Here is a 25,555-nt window from a genome sequence, read left to right as displayed (position 1 = left end):
CCCTAAGCTTTCCAGCCCCCTCTTTGACACGCATAAAAAAACCGCCACATAAAGTGGCGGTTTTGTGTCAGCTTGGGTTCCAGCTTAGTTCTGGTTTTCCATCTGCTGCTTGATCAGGTCACCAATGGTGGTGGGGCCAGCTTGCTCAACTTGCGTTTCGCGCTGCGCAGCCATAGCATGCTCAGTTTCAACCTTGTCTTTTGCTTTGATCGACAGGCTGATCACACGGTTCTTGCGATCAACATTGACGATACGAGCTTCAACTTCGTCGCCTTCTTTCAGAGCGTTACGCGCATCTTCTACACGCTCAGCACTGATTTCAGAAGCCTTCAGGACAGCCTGAACTTCATCATTCAGGTTAACCAGTGCTTCTTTCGCATCAACAGAAGCCACGACACCCTTCACGATCGAACCCTTGTCGTTCAGCGCCAGGAATTCGTTGAAAGGATCGCTTTCAAGCTGCTTGATGCCCAGAGAAATACGCTCACGCTCTGGATCGATCGACAGGATGATGGTTTCAACTTCTTCGCCTTTCTTGAACTTACGTACGGCTTCTTCGCCTGCTTCGTTCCAAGAAATATCAGACAGGTGAACCAGACCATCGATACCACCGTTCAGACCAACGAAGATACCAAAGTCAGTGATGGATTTGATCGCACCAGAAACCTTGTCACCCTTGTTGTACTGACCTGAGAATTCTTCCCATGGGTTCGCACGGCACTGCTTGATACCCAGAGAAATACGACGACGCTCTTCGTCGATATCCAGGATCATCACGTCGACTTCGTCGCCCAGGTTGACAACGGCCTTAGGATTAACGTTCTTGTTAGTCCAATCCATTTCAGAAACGTGAACCAGACCTTCAACGCCTTCTTCCAGCTCAGCGAAGCAGCCGTAGTCAGTCAGGTTGGTGATGCGTGCCTTGATGATAGAGTTCTCTGGGTAGCGCGCTTTGATTTGGATCCATGGATCTTCACCCAGCTGCTTGAGGCCCAGAGAAACACGGTTACGCTCACGATCAAACTTCAGTACCTTCACGTTGATCTCGTCGCCAACAGCTACGATTTCAGAAGGATGCTTGATACGCTTCCACGCCATATCCGTGATGTGCAGCAGACCATCAACGCCGCCCAGATCAACGAAGGCACCGTAATCAGTCAGGTTCTTAACGATACCTTTCACTTCCTGACCTTCGGCCAGGTTAGCCAGCAGCTGGTCACGCTCAGCAGAGTTTTCTGCTTCCAGTACAGCGCGGCGAGAAACAACGACGTTGTTACGCTTGGCGTCGAGCTTGATGACTTTAAAGTCAAGTTCTTTGTTCTCAAGGTGTGCAGTATCACGAACAGGACGCACATCCACCAGAGAGCCAGGCAAGAAGGCGCGAATCGTATTGATATCGACAGTGAAACCGCCTTTGACCTTGCCGTTGATGATCCCTTTGACGACTTCGTTTTTCTCGAAAGCTGCTTCCAGCTCAATCCAAGATTCAGCACGACGTGCTTTTTCGCGAGATAAGCGAGTCTCACCAAAACCATCTTCAACGCTTTCCAGAGCCACCAGGATTTCAGCACCGACTTCAAGCGCGTCGCCGCTATCAAACTGGTTACGTGGAATCACGCCTTCAGATTTTAAACCGGCGTTGACCGTTACCCAGTCACCATCGATATCAACGATAGTGGCTTTGATAATGGAACCAGTTTCCATGTTGACTTGTTGCAAGCTTTCTTCAAAGAGTTCGGCAAAGGATTCAGTCATGAAATTTGTACTCAATTAATGTCTTTTTAATGCGGCAATGGCCGCCCTCCGCGCCACCAGCAAACGCGGGCCTGGATTATTTCCAAGCAGGGATGTTAGCGCCGGTTAAGCAGGGTGGAATTTTCATTTGAGAAGCTGCGATTCCAACCTACTCTACACCCACTGCGAGGACCTCCGTACTACTCGACTTGAAGCCTTCTTAAGCGGAGGATGCTTAAGAGATCAAGCCACGGCTTTTCGCCTCAGCAAGAATCAGGTCGATCACATCTTGGATGCTGAGTTCTGTTGAATCCACAATGAGTGCATCATCAGCAGGCTTCAGCGGCGCAGTGGCGCGATTCATATCACGCGCATCACGCTCCATGATGTCCTTTTTAAGGTCCGATAGACTAGCAGCTATACCCTTCTCATGCAACTGCTGCTGGCGGCGGCGAGCACGTTCATCGGCACTGGCCGTCAGGTAGATTTTTAAAGGTGCTTCAGGGAAGACGACTGTTCCCATATCTCGCCCATCACAAATCAACCCTGGTGCCTCAGCAAAGGCACGCTGGCGTGCCAATAAGGCTTGACGCACCGCTGGCAAGCTCGCCACCTGCGAGGCTAAACCACCAACTCGCTCAGTGCGAATTTCATGGCTGACATTCTCACCTTCCAGCACGACCTGAACCAGGTCGTCATCACCGGTAATAAACTGCACATCCAAGTGCTCGGCTAAAACACTCAAAGCCTCTTCCTGATCGAGTGCAACGGCATGATGCTCTGCTGCCAACCCGACCAAGCGATAGAGAGCACCTGAATCTAACAGATGCCATGACAAATGATGCGCCAGACGACTGCTGACCGTCCCCTTTCCTGCGCCTCCCGGGCCATCCAGGGTAATCACCTTTGCGTGCATAACTTCTCCCATCCATTGATTGGTCAGACCAACAACAGCTGACCAGTGGGCGGCATTATACCTAGAAAGATGGCGAATAGGTTACACGAGCGGATTTTGCCAAGCTTGCAGCTGAGCCAGCAGCTCACCTTCGAGCGCGACAGCCTTTTGTGTTTTCATATCGGTAATCACAAAGGTGATCTCAGCATCAGCGACCAGCTTATCTGTGCCCTGAAGGTAGATGACCTGCTTCATCACTGCACTCTTCCCGCCAATACGGCTGAGCGAAGTCTGAATATCAATCAGCTCATTCATATAAGCACCACGGCGGTAGTTGATATTGATATTCACCACCGCCAAGCCCAAGCCCGAACTCATAAACTGCGCTAGATCTGCCTGTTTTTCGAGAAACTCCCAGCGGGCTTCTTCGAGAAACTCCAGATAGCGTGCATTATTAACATGACCATAAAGATCGAGATGATAGCCACGAATTTTAATCAGTGTACTGGTGTGCATGATGGATTCCTTGCAATAGCGGACAGGGGGCGCGAAGGGTGCGATGGCGAACCACCGCAGCGACATCACGCCACATCGAGTCAGGAGTGTAAGACTTTCACGCGGATTTTAAAACGGGCGTTTTTTCTGAGCCAGATTGAGCACCATCAAGAGTAGCGCCATCAGGGGTAGCGCGATCCAAAACAAGCGCTAGAATCGAGCCAACCCTAAGCTAACCGACAAAAAGCCAAGTTTGATAAGCCACAAACACCAACAGCAGGAAACCGCCCTCATAGCGATTAATTCGCCCCGGCCGACCCAAGGCAAACACCAGCATCAGCAAGGTTAGGGCCAGCATCAATGGCAGGTCACGCCAAATCAAATCCGGCGCCAGCTCACCGCTCACCAGCAAGAAGGGCAGAGGCAAGACGGCCAACAGATTAAAGATATTTGAGCCAATGACATTACCGATCACTAAATCGGCCTGCTGACGTCGCGCCGCGGCAATGCTGGCGGCCAGTTCGGGCAGGCTGGTGCCTACGGCCACCAATGTGAGGCCAATGACCAGATCACTGACACCCAGACTGAGCGCAATACCCATCGCTCCATTGACAAACAGGCGCGCGCTGATGACCAGCAGCACCAGACCAATCAACAGCTGCCCCAAAGCAGCAGGTGTTGAAAGCGGTGCAAGGGTGTCGCTGACCTCATCCACCAAGCGCGTATCTCGCCCCTGACGTGCCAACCAGTAGCTCCAGCCAATAAAGCCCGCCAGAGCCGCGAAGAGCACCCACCCCTTCCAACTTTGGAGCTGTAGATTCCACAAAAGGCCCGCCGCCAAAGCACTCACGGCCAATAAAATGGGCAGTTCACGCTTCATGGTTTGTGATTGCACCACTATCGGTTGCATCAAGGCGGTCAAGCCAAGAATCAGTGCAATATTGGTGATATTCGAACCCAGCGCATTCCCAACCGCCAAGCCTGGGTTTTGATCTACTGAAGCCTGGAAAGCAACCAGCATTTCTGGCGCAGAGGTGCCAAAACCCATCAACAGCATACCGATTACCATCACCGGCACACCAAAGCGTTCCGCCGTCACACAGGCCCCAGTCACAAAACGATCCGCGCTATCAATCAGCAGATAAAGCCCAGCAATCACCAAAAAAATATTTTCTAACACGGTTTTATCTCAACATGGCTATCGAGCCGGAGGATCAGGGACGAACCGGCTCCAACACACCGCGCACTTGATCTTCAACACCCCATAAATCGAGCACTGAGGCCTCAGTGTGCAGTCCAGCGCGCCATCTTAGCTGATAGGGCATACCGCGCAAGTGGTGCAGACGCTCAATGATGCCTGAGCCTAATAGCTCCATAGGCAGTACAAAACTCCACACCTGCTGTTGCTGCTCTTGTGCCGCTAAAAGCCAGTCACCTTGCGCTGTGATCTGCTGCAAGGGCAACCACTGGCCCTGCGAATCTTGCCACTCCACTCTGACAGGATCGAGCAGCACGCCAAAAGTATTCGGATTGATGAGTGTTAACGCCAAATCCAGCGCCACATGATGAAGATCAACCCAGCGCCAGCTCACTTGGGCATCGAGTTGCTGAAGCAGCTGCGGTACGCGCAGAGTGTCCTGCTGCTCAACCTGCGCCCGCACCCGCTCTTCTGCATCGAGCAGCTCAAGTTGCAAGCGATATTCAAGCCCACCCTGCACCTGTTCTAATGGCAGAAGCTGATGATCGAGCGCCAAAAAAAGCACCAAGGCTTCTTGATCAACCCATTCGAGAGTTTTAATGCCTTCTAGTGTCGCCAAGGACTGTGCTTGATCGAAGAGCTCCAGTCGGTAATGCCAGAGATAGCCATTTTCATGCTGAGGTGCAAAATGAGCTACAGCCACCCCCACAGCGAGCACAGCCTGATCATTCTGGCGTAATAGCTCGACCTGACCCAACTGCAACTCAGGCTCAGGGGCAAGCCCGGGAGCACGCAGCAAAATCAGCAGCAAAGGAAAGACCAGAATGGCCAGCAGAACCCACTTTTGTAGACGCGACATACTTCTCTCCCTGTCGGTTAATCAACAATACACCTAAGAAACCTCTGATCAACATCATGAGCGCAGGGCAGCATTCATTCCAGACGAATACCGCACTTCGTGCATCCATGTAGGTCGCAAGCGAATCAGAGCTTCCTAGGTTTTTCCTTTACAGCAGCCTGGGCTTGCTGTGGCAGGAAGATCAATAGAAAAACAATAAGAGAAATGACCTCAGGCACCCAACCAGCGATCTGATGCACCTTGATTTCTCCCCGCTGGCCGGAACAAAGGGCCGACTTCTGATGTATAATGCCGTGCAGCAGGTCATGAAGACAAGCCTTCACCTAAGCGCCGCGGATGACCTAAGAAACCTCAGATAAACTCTTGCGCCTGCTTAGGCTGCGTTGATCAGAGGCTTCCTCAAAGCGCTTTATGAGCTTCGAGTTCTTTATTGATACCTGACCACCGAACAAGAGAGAAGACAATGACAGATCAAACCCATGCCCAGCAGCATCAGAATGTCGATCGCGGTGAAATCGCCAAGTTTGAAGCCCTGGCTTCACGTTGGTGGGACCCAGAAAGTGAGTTTCGTCCTCTGCATGCCATCAACCCCCTGCGTGCCAACTGGATTGATGAACATGCTCAGGTGGCAGGTAAGAAAGGCGTTGATATTGGCTGTGGTGGCGGCTTATTGACTGAGGCACTTGCTCAGCGCGGCGCGCAGATGACCGGAATCGATATGGGTGAAGCACCGCTTTCTGTCGCGCGCTTGCATCAGCTGGAATCAGGTTTAGAAGTCAACTACCGTCAGATGACGGCTGAAGCCCTCGCTGCTGAAGAGCCTGAAAGCTATGATTTTGTGACCTGCATGGAAATGCTTGAACATGTCCCTGATCCTGCTGCCGTCATCGCCGCCTGTGCTCGTTTGGTGAAACCGGGCGGACAGGTTTTTTTCTCGACACTGAACCGCAATCCCAAGTCCTATTTATTTGCGATTATTGGTGCAGAGTATCTGCTGCGCTTACTGCCCAAAGGCACGCATGAATACACCAAATTCATCAAGCCATCAGAGCTAGGACAATGGGCGCGCCAGGCTGAGTTAGAAGTGAACCAGCTGATGGGCATGACATATAACCCCCTGACCAAAAAGTACAAGCTCACCCCACGCGATGTGGATGTGAACTATCTGATGTTCTGCACTAAAGGCTAAATCATGTTTCGATTTTCTTTGCGTACAGCGGCTGCCTTACTCAGCAGCCTCAGTCTGGCCACGCTAATCAGCGGTTGCAGCCTCCCTCTGACCACAAGCGACACGCCGCCGCCACTGAGCCTGCCTGCTGACTTTCAGGCCAGCGGCAATGAGCCACCCTGGCTACTGCGTATCGAGCAGGAACAGGTGTACTTTGCGCAAGGCTATACCCCTTCTTGGCAGAGACAGACTATTCACAATAGTGATGGATTGACCCAGCAGATCGAGACCGAACAGCTGCGCATCCAAATTCGGGAGCAGGTCTGTCGCGATAGCATGAGTGGTATGCCACACCCCTATAGCGTCAGCATCACGCCAACGCACACAGATGGCGATGCACAACTCCAGGGCTGTGGCGGTGATCCATTGACCTTGCTCGTCGGGCGTTGGCAGCAACCGCAAGAAGAGAGCAAGCCACTAGAAATCACCTTCACCAGCGAAGGGCAGGTTTATGGCTTCAGTGGCTGTAATCGCTTCTCGGGCCGCTTTGATCTCAGCGGTGAAAGCCTGACTTTCCCTCCCCTTGCCTCAACCCGCATGGCCTGTGCTGAGCCAGCCATGACGCGCGAACAGGATTTCTATCAGCGTTTAAATCAGGTGAATGGATTTGACCTCGACAGTGAGGGGCGTCTACATTTACTAGATTCCGCTGGTGAGCGACTTGAATTTGTGCCCTACCCCTAAAAACCAAGGAGAACAAGTTGGACACTGAACCCCCACGAAGTCAGCCCATCCAGGCCATATTATTTGACCTGGATGGCACACTCGTTGATACCGCGCCTGACCTGGCGCAGGCCTTGAACCGTCTGCGTGAAGAAGAAGGTCTGTCGCCCCTGCCCTATGCCTTGATCCGCGATCAGGTTTCCAACGGCGGCAATGCCTTGATTCAATTGGGCTTTGGCCTAACCCCTGACCACCCAGATCAACCGCGCCTGAGGCAAAGACTGCTCGATCTTTATGCCCAAGCGCCAGCACAATATAGTCAGGTTTTTCCTGGTCTTGACCAGCTGTTACTCGAACTAGAGCGCCAACCCCTGCCTTGGGGCATCGTGACGAACAAACCGCGCTTCTACACCGAGCTGGTGCTACGCGGGCTCAAACTCCACCCGCAGGTGGTGGTCTGCCCCGAAGACCTCGGTGTCAGCAAACCTGATCCAGCCCCGCTGCTTTTTGCCGCACGCCAACTGGCGGTTGCCCCTGAGGCGTGCGTGTATATCGGGGATCATCAGCGGGATATCGAGGCCGGAAAAAGGGCCGGTATGCGCACCCTGACAGCAGGCTTTGGCTATATACCGCGCGATGAAAACCCTCAGCACTGGCAGAGTGATTTTATTGCTGAAACAGCAGCAGCACTGGTGCACTGGCTCCAACCCCGCCTGGCCGATGAACTGGCTTTCGCCTTTGGCTAGAGCAGGTTAACCCTGCATTAAAAAACGCCCCATCCAGTCAAGAACTGCATGGGGCGTTGTGCTTTCTGGCTCACTCAGCGATTAGCCCAGTAGGCGCACCAGCAACGGAATCAAAAAAGCACTCAATAAGCCCGTTAATCCCATCGACAAGCCGGCAAAAGCACCAGCCAGTTGGCTGACACTAAAACTTTGCGCTGTACCAAAGCCATGCGCGGCTAAACCCATCGCAAAGCCCTGCACGGCCTGATCTTCTATTTTCAGCCAACGAAAAATAAACGGCCCCAGCACACAGCCCACCGCACCAGTAATCAGCACGATGCCAGCTGCCAAGGCAGGAAAACCACCCAGCTGCTCAGCAATACCCATCGCGATCGGTGAAGTCACAGATTTAGGCAGCAAAGAGAGCAGCGTGCCCTGCTCACCACCCAGCCAGGTCACCAGAAAATAGGTGGAAAGAACCGCAGTCAAGATACCCGCCAGACACGCCAGAATCAGCGGCACGAACTCGCGACGAATCCGCTCACGGTGATCAAACAGGGGCACGGCCAAAGCCACTATGGCTGGCCCCAGCAGAAAATGAATAAACTGCGCGCCTTCAAAGTAGACGCCATAAGGCGTCTCAGTGAGCAGCAAAAAGCCGACCAACAGCGCAATCGCCACGAGCACTGGATGCAAGAAGGGGGTACCGCGTGCGCGCCGATTAATCCACTGCGCCGCCATAAAAGCCAAGAGCGTCAGCAGCAAATGCAATAAGGGGCTGGCCGCCAGATACACCCACAAATCAACAAAGCTCTGAGGGACGAGGCTATCTAATACAGAGCCATCCAATACAGTACTATCCAGTACAGTGCTATCCAATACAGAGCTATCTGGTGCAGGGCGATCAGACATCAGGCGTCTCCTTACTCAAACGACGACGCAAAAACTGCAACACCAATAGCGTCACCACCAAGGTTAAAGCCGTGCTCACCACCAGTGTCACCGCAATCACCCACCAATCCTGCTGCAACAGGCGGCCAAAATTAATCAAGCCCACACCCGCAGGGACAAACAAGAGCGGCAGGTAGCGCAGCAAGCCTTCGCTCGCTGCACGGACATCACTGGGAACCTGACGTTTCAGCAACAACACGGCCAGCATCAAGGCCATCCCCAGCACCGGCCCAGGCACAGGCAGGCCCACCAAACGCACCAGCAGCTCGCCCACCAGCTGAAAAAACAGGAGCCAGGCAAAACCAAGCAACATTAGTTAAATACCACCGTTTTGTTGCCATGCACCAGCACGCGATCCTGCAAATGCCACATCAAACCACGCGCCAGCACGGCCTTCTCAACATCACGGCCAAGACGCACCATATCCGCTGCAGTCTGACGATGATTCACGCGCACGATGTCCTGATCAATGATCGGACCAGCATCCAGCTCCTCGGTGACATAGTGACAGGTTGCCCCAATCAGCTTCACCCCACGCTCATAGGCCTGATGATAGGGTTTCGCTCCTGCAAATGAAGGCAAAAAGCTATGGTGAATATTAATGATTTGATGCGCGTACTTCTCGCAAAGCGCCGGTGGAATGATTTGCATATAGCGCGCTAAAACCACGGTATCGGCCTGAGCCTCATCGATCAGCCGCTCAATTTCAGCGTAGGCTTCGGCTTTATTATCTTTGCGTACTGGGACATGAACAAAAGGAATACCGTGCCATTCAACCAGATCCTGTAAATCCTGATGATTCGAAATCACCAATGGAATATCACAGGCCAGCTCACCACTTTGCCAACGGTGTAATAAATCCACCATACAATGGGCTTCTTTAGAGCACATCAGCACAACACGCTTGCGTGTTTGCGAGTCAGAAATCTGCCACTGCATGTCATATTCTTTGGCAATCGGGCTAAATGCCGTGCGAAAAGCATCCAGACCAAAAGGCAGTGAATCGGCACGAATTTCATGGCGCATAAAAAACTGCTGTACTTCTAAGTCCGAATGGTGATTCGCCTCAGTAATCCAGCCGCCGTACATGGCCAGAAAGTTACTCACCTTGGCCACGATACCAACACGGTCAGGACAGGAAATAGTTAATGTATAAGTTGGATGCATCGCCATCTTCGCCTTATTGACTTGCTTACCCAGAGAGGGAAAAAGAAAAAACAAAAAAAGTTGAGTCGGCATCAAGCCGACCCAAATAGGATTAAGGATCTAACGCTCGGTTAGAGTTCAGCGTTGTGGTAGACGTTCTGCACGTCATCTAGATCTTGCAGCAGATCGAGAAACTTCTCTAACTGGGGACGATCTTCATCGCTGACCGGTGTCATCACCTGGGGCACAAACTGAATTTCATCGACAGCAAAATCCAGCTCACCAAAAGCAGCCACCAGCGCCTGACGGGCCTTGGCATAATCGGTATGAGGTGCAAAGACCGTGATCTGGCCCTCTTCATTTTCGATATCAGTGACATCAACATCAGCTTCCATCAAGACTTCGAGCACCGCTTCCTCATCACCTTGAAAGACAAAAATAGCACAGTGATCAAAGAGATGGCTCACACTGCCTTGCGTGCCGATTTTGCACTTCACCTTAGTGAAGCATTGGCGCACATCTCCAAAAGTCCGATTTGGATTGTCTGTTAAGCAGCTGACAATCGCCATCACATTACCAGGGCCATAGCCTTCATAGCGCGCGACAGCAAAGTCTTCGCCACCAGCACCCTGCGCCTTTTCAAGCGCCTTCTCAATCACATGCCCTGGAACCTGATCTTTCTTAGCTTTTTCAAGCAGGCCACGCAGAGTCAGGTTCGCACTCGGGTCGGCCCCGCCCGATTTAGCACAGGCATAGATCTCACGCCCATATTTGCTATACACCTTGGTTTTCGCCGCAGCGGTTTTTGCCATGGATTCTTTGCGGTTCTGGAAGGCACGTCCCATCTGATTATCCTATTTTGTTACGAGTTAAAAAACGTGGAATCGATGTGAAGCAAAAACAGCGAGTTTACTACACTTTCACTGCTTTTGAACTGTCCTTGCAGCCCAAAGCCCAGATCAGCTGGCCTCTTTTGGTCGCGCCACAGCCTTTCATTGACCGATATCGCACCAAAATAGATCACAAAAGCCAACACACCCACCTCGATGCACTTTTTCTGGGCGCTCAATATGGCGAGTTTGCCCTTTGAAGGGGCAAAATCCGAGCACTGGCCATTCTGGCCCGCTTCTTGCGTTCAATAACAGCATTGTTCATTCTTTTATTCACATTGATCCCGGATACGATGAGTTCCATACACCTGCCACTTCATCTTCTTCCCAGACAAGGTAGCCCGGACGCTATGCGCATACACAGCCACTTCCAACCGATTATTAGTCTGACGCATCGGCGTGTTGTGGGTTATGAAGCCCTGTTAAGAGCCTCCATCGCGGGGCAAGCCTGCTCTCCTATCGAGGCCTTCCAGCGTGCCAGTTGCGAAGGACGCATCCAGCAATTTGATCGCGCCTGCATCTCCAACCATCTTCGCGCCTTTAGCCAACTCGCCACCGAAGATCAATGGCTGTTTTTAAATCTACGCAGCGAAACCATCCACCCTGACAACCAACGCTCAGCCTTTTTAAAACGCTTTTTAGAGCGCAAGGGTCTGGGCAGTGAGCGTATGGTGCTTGAAATTCTCGAAGACGCCATTGATGACCCACAACAACTGAAGGCTTTTGTGGAGCACTACAAGGCCGCCGGCTATTTAATCGCCATCGATGATTTTGGGACGGGCGCCTCTAATTTTGATCGTATTTGGCAGCTCGAACCTCATATCGTGAAGCTGGATCGCTCTATGCTGGTCAATGCACGCAATAACAGCAAGCGGCAGCGTTGGCTGGCACGTTGCATTGCACTCTTGCGCGAAACCGGCGCGTTGGTCTTGCTTGAGGGGGTGGAAACAGAAGACGATGCCTTGCTGACACTCGACAGTGAAGCTGACCTGGCACAAGGCTACTATTTTGCACGCCCCAGCGCTGATGGCGCCTTTGAAGAAAGGCGTTTACTGGATTCCATTCAGGGTTTGCATCAACAGGCATTAAAAGGCCAATTGCAGCGCCACCTTGCTCAGCTGAACAAAGAAAAAGAAATCAAAAATCATCTTTTGCAAGCCGCGCAAGCCTTACAGCAACAAGGTGACTTTGCACAATCCACACTGGCACTGCAAAATCACCCGGCCATTGAACGGGTTTACCTGCTCAATGCGCAAGGGGTGCAAACGGTTGAAAACATCTGCGCAGCAGATAAAAAAACCGCGCCTATCTATCGCCCATTAAGCAAGAGTGTTGGCGCACTCTGGGCCAGAAGAAGCTATTTTCGCAAGGCGTTGGAGCAACCAGGGCAAATTCAACTTTCAGAGCCTTATCTGGGCCTGCCTGATGCCAGCTTGGATCGCACCCTCTCCATCGCACTTCAGGTGGGTCAGCCAGCCCAGCTTTTGGTGCTTTGTGCCGATCTGCCCGCTGCTTATTTGGAGCCTTGAGTCCAACCCAGCAGCCCAGTCAGTGGCAGGCACAAGAACAAGCTTCTAAGATACAAGCAGAAACCGCTCCCTTGGACATTGAGGCTCGATGATGAAAGCACCCTTGTTATTTAATCTTGATCTGATCTTTGAACAACCAGATCAAGATCCAGCCGAACTCACCACCCATCTAATCGAGCAGCTCCATGCTGAGGTTGGGCAACTCGATTATCGCCTCTTCCCTGATGGAGAGAGCTATCTGCGTAGTATCACGGATGTACATGCACGCGATTGCCTGCTGGTCTGTAGCCTGCACAACCCTAATCCCAAGCTCTTACCCCTACTCTTTCTGGCTGAGCTCTTACGAGAAATGGGCGCAGCGCGTATCGCGTTAGTGGCACCTTATTTAAGTTATATGCGCCAAGATAAGCGCTTTATGGCTGGTGAATGCGTCACATCACGCCATTTTGCACGCTGGATCTCCCAAAGTTTTGATTTTCTTGTCACGGTGGATCCGCATCTTCATCGCTATGCCTCACTCGATGAGATCTACAGCCTGCCCAGCCTGGTGATTCGCTCATCAGCCAGTGTGGCGAACTGGATACAAAGAAAGGTCTATCAGCCATTGATTATTGGGCCAGATAGCGAAAGCCGCCAGTGGGTCGAAGAAGTCGCTCAGCTGGCTCAAGCGCCTTTTGAAGTGCTAGAAAAAACCCGCCTGAGCGATACCGAAGTCCGTGTATCAGTCCCGCATGTTGAGCGCTACCCGGATCACACCCCAGTGCTGATTGATGACATCATCTCCAGCGGCCACACTCTACTAGAAACACTGGGCCATCTTCATGCTGCCAAAATGCCACCAGCGGTGTGCATCGCAACACATGGTCTCTTTGCGGCCAATGCATGGCAAAGACTGAAAGCCAGTCATACGGCTCAACTGGTGACCTGCAACACGGTGCCACACCCCACCAATCAGATTGATCTCGCTCCTGCATTGGCAAGCGGCCTGCGCACTTGGCTATACCCAGACATGAGATTAGAGCCAGGTGATCAGGAAAAATGATAAGGCCGCCTTATATTCAATTGACAACACACAACTCACCCTCAAAGCACACAAGCAGCATAATGCTCAACTCGCCCCCTGCACCACGGGGGCCGCATCAGAGGCTCCCTAGGCTTTTTTCATCGCTGAGTTGTTTTTTTTCGTCTCGATACAGCCCTGACACCTCTGTTTGATAGACTGATCCAGATCAATTCAAACCCCAGTATGGCACAAGGCGCTCTGCAGCCCTCGCGGCTCTTTACGGCAGCGCAACAAAGCTCTATTCTTGTTTTCTATTGACCTATAACCATTTCTGATACCCAAGTCACAGGCTTGTCACTATTCCACTATAGGTGCATTGATTGTGACCTCTGCCTCCCTATAATCGCCTCCATAATAAACTGGATAGGGTAAAACCAAGATGACAGCAAAGAATGTGGATGTATTGCTGGTAGGTGCCGGAGCCATGAGCTCAACCCTTGGCATGCTACTCAAGCAGCTCAATCCATCCCTGAGTATAACGATGGTGGAACGCCTTGATCAGGTGGCTCAGGAAAGCACTGATGCTCTCAATAATGCTGGTACAGGTCATGCTGCTTACTGCGAGTTAAACTACACCCCTGAAACACCCCAAGGTGAAATCGATACGACCAAGGCGATCAAAATCAATACCGCCTTCGAGCAAAGCTTGGAGTTCTGGTCTTATCTGGTCGAGCAGGGCGCCCTACCCGAGCCACAGCAATTCATCAATACCTCGCCCCATTGCAGCTTTGTCTGGGGTGAGAAGAATGTCGGCTTTTTACGCAAGCGCTATGCCACGCTGAGCCAGATGCCTTTATTTGAGGATATGGAATACAGCGAAGATCCAGAGCAGATTAACCAGTGGATGCCACTGATTATGCGCTCTCGCCCAGCAGGCGAGCCGATTGCGGCAACACGGGTCGCTTATGGCTCGGATGTTAACTTTGGTGCATTGAGCCGCGCTCTGGTCCAGAATTTACAACAGCAGCCTGACTTCGATCTCCTGCTCAGCACTCAAGTGGAACAATTTGAACGTCAAGCTGATGGCCAGTGGCTGGTGAAATACAAAAATCGTCAGCAAGGCACCCAAGGTCAACTGCTAGCGAAGTTCATCTTTATTGGTGCTGGTGGCGCTGCCCTGCCTCTGCTACAAAAAACGGGTATCAAAGAAGGTTTGGGTTACGGTGGTTTCCCAGTCAGTGGCCAGTGGCTCATCTGTAAAAACCCTGAGCTGATCGAGCAACACCATGCCAAGGTTTACGGCAAGCCACCCTTGGGTGCGCCTCCCATGTCCGTTCCTCACCTGGACACGCGCATTATTAACGGCAAGAAAGCCCTCCTTTTCGGGCCTTTTGCTGGCTTTACCACCAAGTTTCTTAAGCAGGGATCTTTCCTTGATCTCTTCTGCTCGGTCAGCAGCAGCAATCTACTCCCGCTGATGTCGGTTGGCATGAAGAATATGGATCTGACCCGTTACTTGATCAGTGAATCACGCCAGTCGCATAACGATCGCGTGAACGCACTGCGTCAGTATTTCCCTGAAGCCAAGAACGAAGACTGGGAATTGTCTATCGCAGGGCAGCGTGTTCAGATCATCAAGCGTGATCCCAAGGGCGGCGGCAAGCTGGAGTTTGGTACTGAGGTGCTGGTAGCAGAAGATCGCAGTGTCGCCGCGCTTTTAGGGGCCTCACCCGGTGCGTCCACAGCTGTACAAGCCATGCTTCAGGTGATTGAACGTGCCTTCCCTGATTTGATCAACAGCGAAGAAGGGGCGAGTAAAATCCGTACCATGATCACTTCCTATCAAAAGGATCTGGCCAAGGATCCCGATTTGCTGCGCCAAGTGCGCACACGCACGCTGAAAACACTGCAGCTGGGTTAACCATCACCTGCGCTCTGCGTCAAAACTAAAAAGCCCTCACTGAGCGATCAGCGAGGGCTTTTTGATGCGTGACTTTTTGACAACGTCAGCAGCAGGCCAAGTTAAGTGCGCGGTAAGGTCACGCCTCTCTGGCCTTGGTACTTGCCACCACGATCCTTATAGGACACATCACACACCTGATCACCACCAAAGAACAGCATCTGAGCGACGCCTTCATTAGCGTAGATCACCGCGGGCAAGGGCGTCGTATTGGAGAACTCCAACGTCACATGGCCTTCCCACTCAGGTTCCAGCGGCGTGACATTCACAATAATGCCACAGCGGGCATAGGTGCTTTTGCCCAGACAGACCACCAGTACATCGCGCGGTATACGGAAATACTCGACTGTCCGCGCCAGCGCAAAAGAGTTAGGTGGAATAATGCAGCGGTCTCCGCGCACCTCAACAAAGCTCTTATCATCAAAGTTTTTGGGATCAACAATACTGGAGTTGATATTGGTGAACACCTTGAATTCATCGGCACAGCGCACATCATAGCCATAGCTGGATGTGCCGTAAGAAATAATCTTCTGCTCTTGGTGTGTCCGTACCTGACCAGCTTCAAAAGGCTCGATCATGCCCTTCTCTTGTGCCATCTGGCGAATCCAGTGATCGGATTTAATGCTCATGTGTTGGTTCCTAAGCGTCTTGCTTGTTATAAACGTGTCGTATGTTGATTCAAGAAGCCATCCTGACGCAGCATGGCTTTGATTCCTCTGACGGCCTGACGGATGCGATCCTGGTTTTCGATCAAGGCAAAGCGGACATAGCCATCACCATAGTCGCCAAAGCCGATGCCTGGCGAGACACACACCTTGGCTTCAGCCAGCAGCTTCTTGGCAAACTCCAGAGAACCCAGATGCTGATAAGGCTCAGGGATTTTGGCCCAGATATACATTGAGGCCTTGGGCTTATCAACCATCCAGCCTGCCTCATGCAGCCCTTTGACCAGCGTATTGCGCCGCTGGCAGTATTCATCGCGTATCTCGGCGACACAGCTCTGATCACCTTCTAAGGCGGCAATCGCTGCTACTTGCAAGGGCGTGAAGGTGCCGTAATCATGGTAGCTTTTGATCCGCGCCAGGGCCTGCACCAGCTCGGGATTACCGACCATAAAGCCAATCCGCCAACCCGCCATATTGTAGCTTTTCGAGAGGGTAAAGAACTCGACTGCCACTTCTTTTGCGCCTTCAACCTGCATAATCGACGGTGCCTGCCAGCCATCAAAAACGATATCGGCATAAGCCAGATCATGCACCACCAGAATCTGATGCTGACGCGCCAGCGCCACCACTCGCTCAAAGAAATCCAGCTCAACACACTGGGCTGTTGGGTTCGAGGGGAAGCCCAGGATCATCATTTTGGGCTTGGGAATACTCTCGCGGATGGCTTTTTCCAGCTCAGCAAAAAAATCCACACCTGGAATCAAGGGCACAGAGCGCACCTGCGCTCCAGCAATGACCGCACCATAGATATGGATCGGATAACTGGGGTTGGGCACCAACACCATATCGCCTTGATCCAAGGTCGCCAGCATCAGATGCGCGAGGCCTTCTTTGGAGCCAATGGTGACGATGGCCTCCTGCTCTGGGTCGATATCGACCTGATAACGCTGCTGATACCAGTTGGCAATCGCACGACGCAGGCGGGGAATCCCACGCGAGGTGGAATAGCCATGTGTATCGCCCCGCTGGGCTACGGTACAGAGTTTTTCAACAATATGGGGCGGCGTAGCGCCATCTGGGTTGCCCATGCTGAAATCAATAATATCCTCGCCACGGCGGCGCGCGGCGAGCTTGAGCTCAGCTGTAATGTTAAAAACATAGGGAGGCAGACGATCAATACGCGTAAAACGGCGTGCACTCTGCACACCAGAAGAAGATGACATAAAACACCTCAAAATAAACGTGAGCGCCAGGACCCTTCCTAGCGACGCTGATCCATCAAGACCAGTGGAGCGAGCTTAATCTTTTTCGTCTGGACTGTATAGCCCCGCTTGGATGTCCTGCTGATGTCTGGTCATCCAAAACAGCAGTTCATCGGCTGGTAGTGGTCGAGCATAATAATAGCCTTGCACCTGATCACAACCCAGCGCTTGAACACGGCTGAGCTGCGTGGCGGTTTCTACACCTTCGGCCACCAGCTTCAATCCCAGACTGCGACCCAGTGCCACTATCGCCTCCACTAGACTCTGGGCCTCCCCTGCCTCACCCAGATCACGAATAAACTCACGATCGATTTTCAACACACTGATCGGGAAGCGTTTTAAATAGCTCAAGGAAGAGTAGCCAGTACCAAAATCATCAATCGCCAGACGTATCCCTTGTGTTGTGAAGGCTTCCAGCCAGGCTTGAGTATCATCATCTCGCTCCATCAGTAGGCTTTCTGTAATCTCAATCACCAGATCACTGGCTTCTAGCCCATGACGCGCCAAGAGTGCTAACACAGATGCAGCCTGCAAACCCAACTGCTTCTGCCGTCCAGAAACATTGACCGCCAAACGCAAGGCATGGCCTTGCTGCCTCCAACGCGCCAAATCACGCACACTCTGCTCCAGCACCCACCAGCCCAGCTCACCAATTAAGCCCGTATCTTCTGCCAAGCCGATAAAGTCAACCGGTGAGATCCAACCGCGCTGTGGATGCTGCCAGCGCAACAGAGCTTCAACGCCCTCGACTCGACCTGTATGACTGGAGATCTGCGGCTGATAATGCACAGAGAACTGCCCTGCGGCCAATGCTAGACGCAAGTCCTGCTCAAGTTGCATCAGATAGTCGGCTTCACGCTGCAAACGCTGGGTAAAAAAGCGCAAGCAATTGCGGCCAGCCTGCTTGGCTTGATACATCGCCAAATCAGCATTGCGCATCAGGCTATCGGCATCTTGCGCATCATTAGGATAGAGCGCAATCCCGATGCTACACCCTATCTGGATATCTCGTTCAGCGAGGACAAAAGGCTCGCTGGCACAGGCAATCATCTGCTCAGCGATCAAGGTTGCTTCCTGCGCTGAATGCAGCTCTGGCAACAACACCACATACTCATCACCACCAAAGCGTGCCAAGGTTGCTGAAGCGGGCAAGCAGGCAGTAAAGCGCGCAGCCACCTGAACCAGCAGTTGATCGCCAGCCTCATGCCCAAGGGTATCATTGACATTTTTAAAGCGATCCAGATCGATAAAACACAAGGCCAGCAAGCGATGCCGCTGAGGTTGTGCCAAGGCTTGTTCAAGGCGATCAATCAGCAGAATACGGTTCGGCAGCTGGGTCAAGGCATCATAGTAGGCCTGGCGCTTGATCTGCTCTTCGTGCTTTTTATGCTGGGTAATATCCGTAAAGACAGCCACATACTCATGCACCTGATCCGCCGCATTGCGCAAAGTCGTGATCGAAAGATGCTGCGGATAGATTTCGCCGTTACGCCGCCGATTCCAAATCTCACCGCTCCACTGGCCATCCTCCAGTAACGCCAGCCAAAGCTGACGATAAAAAGCACGATCATGACGACCTGAGGCCAGTAGATGAGGGTTCTGCCCAAGCACCTCTGCTGCGGCATAGCCAGTAATCCGCTCAAAGGCTGGATTGACCAAGGTAATCCGCACAGCGGCATCAACAACCATAATGGCTTCGTTGCAGTTCTCAAACACCGCCGCCACAGTGCGCAGTTCCTGACGGCTCTGCTGTATACCGCTGATATCTGTACGCACACAAACACGTCCACCTTCTGGTGTGCCGCTATCACTGGCCTGCAACCAACGGCCATCATAGGTTTCTTCTAAAAACTGGTGGACTTCTTGTGGCTTGAGATAAGCGCGGCAGCCACTGGCTTTTAAGTAGCGTTGCAAGCTGGCATAGCAGCGCGACCAGTCGCGTCTTTCCTGCTCATTCATCCACGGATAGGTACGCTGCCAAGCTTGATTACACAAGACCAAACGACCTTGGCCATCAAAAAGAGCAAAGGCCTCGGATAAACCACTGACCGCTGTTTCTAGGCGCTGACGGGCTAAACGCGATTGCTGACTGCTCAATTGCCAACGATAGCCAGCCAAGGCTAAGCCCAGCACCAAGAGCAAAGTAAGACCGACCATAATGCGTGCACGCCGCTCTAAAAGCGCTACCCGCTCGGCATAATAGATCTGTTTTTGTTGCTCTAGAGCATCCAAGACTGGGCGGCTTTCGATCAACAAATACGCCTGCACATCCTGACTCAGTCGTGCCAGATGGCTCAGATTGCGTTCGGCATGATGCTTAAAATCAGCCAAGGCGGCCGAGGTCACCGGCAAGGCCTGCAAATCAGCCAGATGACGCTGGACTTCATGCAGGCTGGCTAGGTCACCAAAAAGATGAAAACGGTATAAAGCACTCAGCAGTTGATAACGCTGGGCCTCACCGATCACACCCTGTGCGGAGAGCTCTGCATTGAGCTGCGGTAAATACAGCAAGCCATTGCGACTCAAAGCAGCATAGTGCTGAATATCCAGCACCAGCGCTTCCTTGTGCTCCTGCAAGGTAAAATAGCTACTCAGCAGGGTTTGGGTCACAGGATCATCCAGTTCAGCCCACTGTTCTAGCGCCTGCTGCGCCAGATAAATCTGCTGGCGCGCCTGGGCCAGATGATCATAGTTGCGCCCACGCGCATGGGCGATCTGGACTATCTCACGATCACTGACTGCATCCAGCTCACGCAGCTGATTAAATAGCTGTACCGCAAATTGATATTGTTGCTGATACACACTGCGATTTTGCTGAAAAAGCAAGGCAATCAGCAGCAAACCAGCGAGAAAAAGAAGGGGGATCAGCCAGATCCAGTGACGCCTCATGGTTGCTCTACCTGGCGTTCAGGATGCTCACCCACCAGCGCGGTTAAAAAAGCGGCGATGGCACGGCGGTGCTCATCAGGCAAATGACGACCGAGCTGATAATGCGCCATCATATCAATCGCCTCTTCCAGACTTGAGGCACTGGCATCATGAAAGAAATAGCTTTGCAAGGCGGCCGATCTGAGGCCAGGTACGCGGAACACATAGCGATCATCATCGCGTCCTGTCAAGCGATAACGTCCCAAATCCGCATGATTGAGTGCAGCGCCCTTCAACTCCATATAATTGTGTAAAGATCCCATCCGCGCCACCATATTGCCACCCAAGTTAGCACCCTGGTGACAGCTGACACAGCCATAATCGATAAAATAACGATAGCCGCGCTGCTGCTGTGCATCCATTGCGCTCGTCTCACCAGCCAGCCACAGGTCAAAAGGCGAATTCAGCGTCACCAAAGTACGCTGAAAATCGGCCAAGGCTGAACGTAGCGTCTGCGGCGTCATCCCTTCGGCATAGGCGGCTTCAAAAGCGGCGACCAACTGACGATCTTCTGCCAGACGCGACAACACCTCTGGCCAACTACTCGCCATTTCCAGCACGTCATGCAAGGGGCCATCCACCTGCTCTTCCAACGTGCGCACACGACCATCCCAGAACTGCATCGGGTTTAAGCTGGCGTTGTAAACCGTTAAAGCGCGAATCTGCCCCTGCGCACCATCCACGCCAACAGAAAGAGGCAAGGCATCCGCACCGTGCGAGCTTAAATCATGGCAGCTAGCGCAGCTGACCTGCTGATTCGCTGACAAGCGCGGATCATGAAACAGCGCCCGCCCCAGCTGATACACAGCCGGATCAATCGCGGGGGGCGGCGGTACCGGAGCCAGTAACGGATGGGCGGCAACAAGGCTGAAGCAGAGCAAAAAACCACTCAGCAACAGCAGACGAGGTAGCAGGAATCGATTCATCGCGCCTTTCTAAAGAATAAAACAGCGGCTGTCAAAGATGCAGATCAATAAAACTTAACTACACTTGATTATCGACTGTCACACAAGAGCGACAAGCATGACGCAAAAAACGGCACACTGCTTGGCGGCTTGTTGCTAAAAATTCAATCAGCGCGTTAGCGTTGACCACACACTCCAGGTGAATGCGATATTCTCATGGATCCGCTCTGTTTGCTGTACAAAGGAAGCTTGCTATGCTGAATCGACTGAAAATGACCCCAAAGCTTGTCCTGCTGTTTGGCGCCCCCCTGACCCTCTGCTTGGTTTTTGCTGCCTTTTTACTGACCGAGCAGGTCAGCCAGCGCGTGGTTAAACTGACTGAAGCCAGCATGCGTGAGTCAGCACAGAACAATGCCGATCTGGTCAGCAGTTGGCTCGACTCGCAGATGGCCGTTGTGCGCTCACTGACACAAACAGACACCTTCAGCTCAGGGGATCCAGAAGCCATCTCTGCGCTGCTACAGCACTTTATGGCCCAGCCCAATAGTTTTGAGGTCATGTTTTATGTTGATGCACAGGGCGAGGCTTATTACCACAATCTGGATCGACGCCAGCGTGGTGACCGCGCCTACTTCCAGGAAATTGTTGTGCAGCGCAGCCGTGAAGCGGTGATTGCCAACCCCACTCGCTCAGGCACCAGCGGCAACCCCATCACGCTCCTTGTCCATGCCGTCAAAGACAGCAATCAGCAGGTGATCGGTATTCTGGCCGCCACCGTCACGCTGGATCAATTAACACGGATAGTGGATCAAGTTTCACAAGATCAAGCCCAGGCCTGGCTGATCGACTCTCAAGGTGTTTATCTGGCGCATCCCCAAGCAGATTGGCGGATGAGCCGCAATGCACTGCAGGCGGATAACCCCCGCTATGTTGAAGTCAGCCAGCAGATGGTGCGTGGTGATTCAGGCGTGGCACAGCTTAGACTACACAATCAACGGGATTATCTGGTGGCCTATCACCCTGTAGCATCAACCCGTGGCTGGTCATTGGCTGTGGCGCTGCCGCAACAGTTGGTTATGGAAACAGCCAATCAGCTGCGGCTTTCGTTACTGGGTGGCTTTGCGTTTATCCTGCTGGTACTGCTGGGTATCGTGCTGCTGGTGGCCAAGATGGTGGTACAACCCGTCAACGCAACCCGCCTCGCGCTAGAGCAGATCGCACAAGGAGATGGTGATCTGACACAAAGGCTGGATGAAGATCGACAGGATGAGTTTGGTGATCTAGCGCGCAGCTTTAATCACTTTGTCGATGGGATTCACAGTCTGGTCAAACAGGTCGCAGATGCCGGCAATCAGCTGAGTGCCGCTTCAGAAGAGCTGGCCGCATCCAGTCGCGAAGCCAATCAGCAAGTACAGCAGCAACAACAAGAAACCGATCAGGTGGCCGCGGCTATGACCGAGATGGCCGCCACCGTCATGCAGGTTGCCGGAAATGCCGCTCAAGCAGCGCAGGCGGCAGAAGAGTCGAATCGCTCCACCCAAAAAGGTGCCGAGGTCGTCAGCAAAACCGCCCAAGAGGTCACTTCACTGGCTGAGGAAGTACAAATGGCCACTCAGGTCATCCAAAAGCTGCAAGAAGATACGGAATCCATTGGCAGCATTTTGGATGTGATTCGCGGTATTGCCGAGCAGACCAACCTTTTAGCACTCAATGCAGCCATAGAAGCGGCACGTGCCGGTGAGCATGGTCGCGGCTTTGCCGTCGTCGCGGATGAAGTCCGTGCATTGGCCAATCGCAGCCAGCAATCAACTGAAGAAATTCAGCAGATGATCGAAAAGCTCCAGCAGGCTGCCCGCCAAGCGTCAAGCGCCACACAAAGCGGCTACCAAAAAGCCCACGAGGTAGTGGAATGGGCTCAACAAGCTTCAAACCAACTGGCGACCATCAGTCAGGCCATCACCACCATCAGTGATATGAACCTTCAGATTGCCAGTGCCACTGAGCAGCAGTCTGCAGTGGCAGACGATGTCAACCAAACGCTTTCGCGGATCAGCACCAGCGTTGACCAGCTCTCAACAGGCTCGCAGCATATCGCTCAGGCCAGTGACGAGCTCGCCCAGCTGGCCAGTGATCTGCAAAATCGCGTTGGGCGCTTTAAGGTTTGAGCCGCCTGAGTGAACATGGAATAATGCTGGGCTTATTCAGTGGTGGCGGACTCGTGCGCCCCACTGACTTCTTGAATGGCTCAGAAAGCCCAGCCGACGGAGTTCTCCCCCAACAATGAAAGTGGTGAGTTTCAACATCAACAGTATTCGCGCGCGCTTGCATCAACTGGAAGCGCTGATCGAGCAACAGCAGCCTGATATCATCGCCCTGCAAGAAACCAAGGTGAATGATCCCGACTTCCCTGTGGCCGCAGTCGAAGCCCTCGGCTATGAAGTCCATTATCATGGGCAGAAAACCCACTATGGTGTCGCGTTGCTCTCGCGCCAACCAGCGCTGAATGTCCGCAAAGGCTTCCCCACAGATGATGAAACAGCACAAAAACGCCTGATCACCGCCGACTTTACCTGCGCAGATGGTCAGCCTTTAACACTGATCAATGGCTACTTCCCGCAGGGCGAGAGCATTAAGCATGAAGTGAAGTTTCCGGCCAAACGGCGCTTTTATGCCGATCTGCAAACCTGGCTCGAAAAAGAGTTTGATGCCAATCAACGGGTACTGGTGGTCGGCGACTTTAATATTTCCACCACCGATCTGGATATCGGCATCGGCGAGGCCAACCGCGTTCGCTGGCTCAAAACTGGCAAAACCAGCTTCCAGCCAGAAGAAAGAGAGTGGATGCAGCGCTTGCTCGACTGGGGACTGATCGATACCTATCGCCTGCACCATCCAGAAGACACCAGTCTCTACAGCTGGTTTGATTATCGCAGTAAAGGCTTTGAAGATGATCCCAAGCGCGGCCTGCGTATCGATCTGCTGCTCGCCAGTCGCGGTCTGGCACCCTACTGCACCGCATCCAGCATTGATTATGTATTGCGCGGGATGGAAAAGCCCTCGGATCACGCCCCAGTCTGGAGTGAGTTTGATTTTTCAGGCGCTCGCTAAGCCATAACATGCTGAGTCATCCTCTCAAAACTGCGGGCCTTCTCTCTGAGCAGAAGGCCCCAGTCTTTTTCAGAGACAGCATCCCCAAAAGCGCCCCACTCCAAGAGGCTAGCGCCAAAAAAGCAGCAGCATCGGCAACAAACCGAGCAGCGCCACGGCCATAACGGCCAGCAGGATTCCAGCAGTACGCAGAGGCTCAAAAGCAGCGCGCTGCCAGAAACTCAGGCGAGGCGAGGTGTCTTGCTGAGCCTGTTGCTGGCGTTGTTGCTGATAGGCTTGCAGCAAGTGGATCGCCCGTTCGAGATCTTCATCCTGCACGAGCCAGATAGCCGGCACGCTCAGATGCAAAAAGCCTGCGGTGGTCTCAAAATACTCGATCTGCGCGTCTTCTAGCAGAGCGCGCACTTCCTGCGCCTCATCATCGGGCACACCACTGAGACGAAAAAAACGCCGCGCCATTAAAGCTCGACTCCCTTCTGCGCGATCACACCCGCATGGAACGCATGCTTGATCTCACGATGTTCGGAAACGGTATCAGCGACTTCAATCAACTCAGCGCGCGCACCACGACCTGTGATCACCACATGCTGCATGGCTGGTCGGGCGGCCAGCGCAGAGAGCACCTCGTCCATGGCGATATACTGATACTTCAAGGCGATGTTCAGCTCATCTAGCACCACCAGATCATAGCTTGGATCTTCTAAAAAAGCCTTGGCCTGCGCCCAGCCTCGGCCGGCTGTGGCAATATCCTGCTCCAGATTCTGGGTTTCCCAAGTGTAGCCTTGCCCCATCACGTGGTAGCTCACTTCATCAAAACGCCGAAAAAAAGCCTCTTCTCCGGTGCTAAAACTGCCTTTAATAAACTGCACGATCCCCACGCGCATACCGTGTCCAAGCGCGCGTGCCGCCATACCAAAGGCCGCTGTGCTTTTGCCCTTTCCGTTTCCTGTATGGACAACCAGCACACCTCGTTCTTGCTGCGCTTGTTCAATCTTCTCATCGACAACGGCTTTATGACGCTGCATACGCTGCTGGTGACGCTGTTGTTTCTCTTGTTCAGACATACTGGCCTCATCGGACTCACGAATTCAGCGCCAACTCTACCCTTTCCTTGACAGGCTGCCAACAATCGCGACAATAGGCGACACTTTGCAGGTGCCCTTGGAGTCAAGCAAAAAGGGTTAAACGGGAAGCAGGTCATACCTGCGCTGCCCCCGCAACGGTAGGATGTTGTCAAGCCTTGCGCCACTGTGCAGATGCATGGGAAGGCGGCTTGTGATGATCGTGATTGATCCGCATCTCAGCCCGGAGACCGGCCTGTTGAGTGTGCCTGTTTTCAGGCTGCTGGTGATGCGGAGGGCTTCACCTGGCCAAGTATCCAAACTGGTGCACTGCATCAGGCTTAGCCTTG

General features: G+C 52.8%; 23 protein-coding genes and 1 riboswitch. Of the genes, 8 read left to right on the top strand and 15 right to left on the bottom strand.

Going from position 1 to position 25,555, the window contains the following annotated elements:
- Positions 1 to 84: 84 nt before the first annotated feature.
- The 5 genes from rpsA to V6U78_RS10615 all read right to left on the bottom strand — a co-directional run bounded on the left by rpsA (position 85) and on the right by V6U78_RS10615 (position 5,181).
- Positions 85 to 1,755, bottom strand: a complete 1,671-nt coding sequence (gene rpsA / locus V6U78_RS10635; RefSeq protein WP_405340406.1) for a 30S ribosomal protein S1 — start codon at positions 1,753 to 1,755, stop codon at positions 85 to 87.
- A 214-nt stretch (positions 1,756 to 1,969) separates the two neighbouring features.
- Positions 1,970 to 2,650: a (d)CMP kinase gene (gene cmk, locus V6U78_RS10630; RefSeq protein WP_405340403.1), complete on the bottom strand. Its 681-nt coding sequence runs from the start codon at positions 2,648 to 2,650 to the stop codon at positions 1,970 to 1,972.
- An 81-nt stretch (positions 2,651 to 2,731) separates the two neighbouring features.
- Positions 2,732 to 3,145, bottom strand: a complete 414-nt coding sequence (locus V6U78_RS10625; protein WP_405340400.1) for an acyl-CoA thioesterase — start codon at positions 3,143 to 3,145, stop codon at positions 2,732 to 2,734.
- Positions 3,146 to 3,356: 211 nt separating this feature from the next.
- On the bottom strand, positions 3,357 to 4,304 hold the full coding sequence (locus tag V6U78_RS10620) for a calcium/sodium antiporter (RefSeq protein ID WP_405340397.1): 948 nt from the start codon (positions 4,302 to 4,304) through the stop codon (positions 3,357 to 3,359).
- A 34-nt stretch (positions 4,305 to 4,338) separates the two neighbouring features.
- Complete coding sequence (locus tag V6U78_RS10615; RefSeq protein ID WP_405340394.1) at positions 4,339 to 5,181, bottom strand: hypothetical protein; 843 nt, start codon at positions 5,179 to 5,181, stop codon at positions 4,339 to 4,341.
- A gap of 463 nt (positions 5,182 to 5,644) precedes the next feature.
- On the opposite strand from V6U78_RS10615, the gene ubiG reads away from it, so the two are divergent.
- Genes ubiG through V6U78_RS10600 form a run of 3 tightly spaced genes read left to right on the top strand, consistent with a single transcriptional unit; the run spans position 5,645 to position 7,818 of the window.
- Positions 5,645 to 6,370 carry a bifunctional 2-polyprenyl-6-hydroxyphenol methylase/3-demethylubiquinol 3-O-methyltransferase UbiG gene (gene ubiG / locus V6U78_RS10610; RefSeq protein ID WP_405340391.1) on the top strand — a complete coding sequence of 242 codons (726 nt, stop codon included), beginning with the start codon at positions 5,645 to 5,647 and terminating at the stop codon, positions 6,368 to 6,370.
- Positions 6,371 to 6,373: 3 nt separating this feature from the next.
- A complete protein-coding gene (locus V6U78_RS10605; protein ID WP_405340388.1) occupies positions 6,374 to 7,093 on the top strand; it encodes an META domain-containing protein in 720 nt (239 codons plus the stop codon).
- 17 nt (positions 7,094 to 7,110) lie between these two features.
- Positions 7,111 to 7,818 (top strand): HAD family hydrolase, encoded by a 708-nt coding sequence (locus V6U78_RS10600; protein ID WP_405340385.1) that lies wholly within the window; start codon positions 7,111 to 7,113, stop codon positions 7,816 to 7,818.
- An 81-nt stretch (positions 7,819 to 7,899) separates the two neighbouring features.
- Here V6U78_RS10600 and V6U78_RS10595 read toward each other — a convergent pair whose 3' ends face one another.
- From V6U78_RS10595 to V6U78_RS10580, 4 genes are all read right to left on the bottom strand, one after another.
- A complete protein-coding gene (locus V6U78_RS10595; protein WP_405340382.1) occupies positions 7,900 to 8,709 on the bottom strand; it encodes an LrgB family protein in 810 nt (269 codons plus the stop codon).
- On the bottom strand, positions 8,702 to 9,061 hold the full coding sequence (locus V6U78_RS10590) for a CidA/LrgA family protein (RefSeq protein WP_405340379.1): 360 nt from the start codon (positions 9,059 to 9,061) through the stop codon (positions 8,702 to 8,704). Before V6U78_RS10590 ends, V6U78_RS10595 begins: the two co-directional genes overlap by 8 nt.
- Positions 9,061 to 9,915, bottom strand: coding sequence for a formyltetrahydrofolate deformylase (gene purU / locus V6U78_RS10585; protein WP_405340560.1), 855 nt, complete (start codon positions 9,913 to 9,915; stop codon positions 9,061 to 9,063). Before purU ends, V6U78_RS10590 begins: the two co-directional genes overlap by 1 nt.
- A 110-nt stretch (positions 9,916 to 10,025) precedes the next feature.
- A complete protein-coding gene (locus tag V6U78_RS10580; protein ID WP_405340376.1) occupies positions 10,026 to 10,739 on the bottom strand; it encodes a YebC/PmpR family DNA-binding transcriptional regulator in 714 nt (237 codons plus the stop codon).
- Positions 10,740 to 11,134: 395 nt separating this feature from the next.
- On the opposite strand from V6U78_RS10580, the gene V6U78_RS10575 reads away from it, so the two are divergent.
- From V6U78_RS10575 to mqo, 3 genes are all read left to right on the top strand, one after another.
- Entirely contained in the window at positions 11,135 to 12,313 is a 1,179-nt protein-coding gene (locus V6U78_RS10575) for an EAL domain-containing protein (protein ID WP_405340373.1), read from the top strand.
- Positions 12,314 to 12,401: 88 nt separating this feature from the next.
- Complete coding sequence (locus tag V6U78_RS10570; RefSeq protein WP_405340370.1) at positions 12,402 to 13,355, top strand: ribose-phosphate diphosphokinase; 954 nt, start codon at positions 12,402 to 12,404, stop codon at positions 13,353 to 13,355.
- A gap of 400 nt (positions 13,356 to 13,755) precedes the next feature.
- Positions 13,756 to 15,237 (top strand): malate dehydrogenase (quinone), encoded by a 1,482-nt coding sequence (gene mqo, locus V6U78_RS10565; RefSeq protein WP_405340367.1) that lies wholly within the window; start codon positions 13,756 to 13,758, stop codon positions 15,235 to 15,237.
- 101 nt (positions 15,238 to 15,338) lie between these two features.
- On the opposite strand, the gene dcd is transcribed toward mqo, so the two are convergent.
- The 4 genes from dcd to V6U78_RS10545 form a co-directional block, all read right to left on the bottom strand.
- The gene (gene dcd, locus V6U78_RS10560) at positions 15,339 to 15,905 is read right to left on the bottom strand and encodes a dCTP deaminase (RefSeq protein WP_405340364.1); all 567 of its coding nucleotides are present in this window, start codon (positions 15,903 to 15,905) and stop codon (positions 15,339 to 15,341) included.
- Positions 15,906 to 15,931: 26 nt separating this feature from the next.
- Entirely contained in the window at positions 15,932 to 17,164 is a 1,233-nt protein-coding gene (gene alaC / locus V6U78_RS10555; RefSeq protein WP_405340361.1) for an alanine transaminase, read from the bottom strand.
- A gap of 75 nt (positions 17,165 to 17,239) precedes the next feature.
- Positions 17,240 to 20,092: an EAL domain-containing protein gene (locus V6U78_RS10550; protein ID WP_405340358.1), complete on the bottom strand. Its 2,853-nt coding sequence runs from the start codon at positions 20,090 to 20,092 to the stop codon at positions 17,240 to 17,242.
- Positions 20,089 to 21,057, bottom strand: coding sequence for a cytochrome-c peroxidase (locus V6U78_RS10545; protein WP_405340356.1), 969 nt, complete (start codon positions 21,055 to 21,057; stop codon positions 20,089 to 20,091). The genes V6U78_RS10550 and V6U78_RS10545 overlap by 4 nt, the downstream gene beginning before the upstream one ends.
- 233 nt (positions 21,058 to 21,290) lie before the next feature.
- Between V6U78_RS10545 and V6U78_RS10540 the strand changes: the two genes are divergently transcribed.
- Together V6U78_RS10540 and xthA are read left to right on the top strand one after the other, a co-directional pair.
- Entirely contained in the window at positions 21,291 to 23,201 is a 1,911-nt protein-coding gene (locus V6U78_RS10540; RefSeq protein ID WP_405340353.1) for a methyl-accepting chemotaxis protein, read from the top strand.
- Positions 23,202 to 23,316: 115 nt separating this feature from the next.
- Positions 23,317 to 24,144 (top strand): exodeoxyribonuclease III, encoded by an 828-nt coding sequence (xthA, locus tag V6U78_RS10535; protein ID WP_405340350.1) that lies wholly within the window; start codon positions 23,317 to 23,319, stop codon positions 24,142 to 24,144.
- A 108-nt stretch (positions 24,145 to 24,252) separates the two neighbouring features.
- Here xthA and V6U78_RS10530 read toward each other — a convergent pair whose 3' ends face one another.
- Positions 24,253 to 24,603 carry a DUF6164 family protein gene (locus V6U78_RS10530; protein WP_405340346.1) on the bottom strand — a complete coding sequence of 117 codons (351 nt, stop codon included), beginning with the start codon at positions 24,601 to 24,603 and terminating at the stop codon, positions 24,253 to 24,255.
- Positions 24,603 to 25,208: a cob(I)yrinic acid a,c-diamide adenosyltransferase gene (gene cobO / locus V6U78_RS10525; RefSeq protein WP_405340344.1), complete on the bottom strand. Its 606-nt coding sequence runs from the start codon at positions 25,206 to 25,208 to the stop codon at positions 24,603 to 24,605. Before cobO ends, V6U78_RS10530 begins: the two co-directional genes overlap by 1 nt.
- Before the next feature lie 72 nt (positions 25,209 to 25,280).
- A riboswitch (cobalamin riboswitch) is annotated at positions 25,281 to 25,479 on the top strand.
- Positions 25,480 to 25,555 lie beyond the last annotated feature (76 nt).

Origin of the sequence: Marinospirillum alkalitolerans (assembly GCF_045055655.1) — a bacterium.
GTDB lineage: Bacteria > Pseudomonadota > Gammaproteobacteria > Pseudomonadales > Halomonadaceae > Marinospirillum > Marinospirillum alkalitolerans.
The sequence above is the reverse complement of the archived record's forward strand: the minus strand, read 5'-3'. Positions and strand labels throughout refer to the sequence as shown.